The following is a 269-nucleotide window of genomic DNA, read 5'->3' on the forward strand; positions in this document are numbered from 1 at the left end:
GGGATGAGCGGCGGGCGACCGCCATCGAGCTGCTGCGGCGGGTTTCGCTTTCGGAAGAGCATCTGCAGCGACATCCCTATCAGTTCTCCGGTGGCCAGCGGCAACGAATCGCGATCGCATCGGCGCTGGCGCTTCAGCCCAAGCTGATCGTGCTCGACGAACCGGTCAGTGCGCTGGATGTGTCCACCCAGAATCAGATCATCAACCTTCTGTACGAGCGCCGTGAGCCCTGGGTATGGCCTACCTGCTGATCGCACACGACCTTGCGC

Annotated in this window: 1 protein-coding gene; it reads left to right on the plus strand. The window is 62.8% G+C overall.

The genetic code is table 11. The features are described from left to right. On the plus strand, positions 1 to 251 hold a 251-nt coding region (locus ACTHSL_RS13690), incomplete at its 5' end, for an ATP-binding cassette domain-containing protein (RefSeq protein WP_440381726.1). Positions 252 to 269: the final 18 nt, after the last annotated feature.

It is taken from the genome of Neisseria sp. P0008.S010, assembly GCF_051962715.1.
GTDB classification, from domain to species: domain Bacteria; phylum Pseudomonadota; class Gammaproteobacteria; order Burkholderiales; family Neisseriaceae; genus Neisseria; species Neisseria elongata.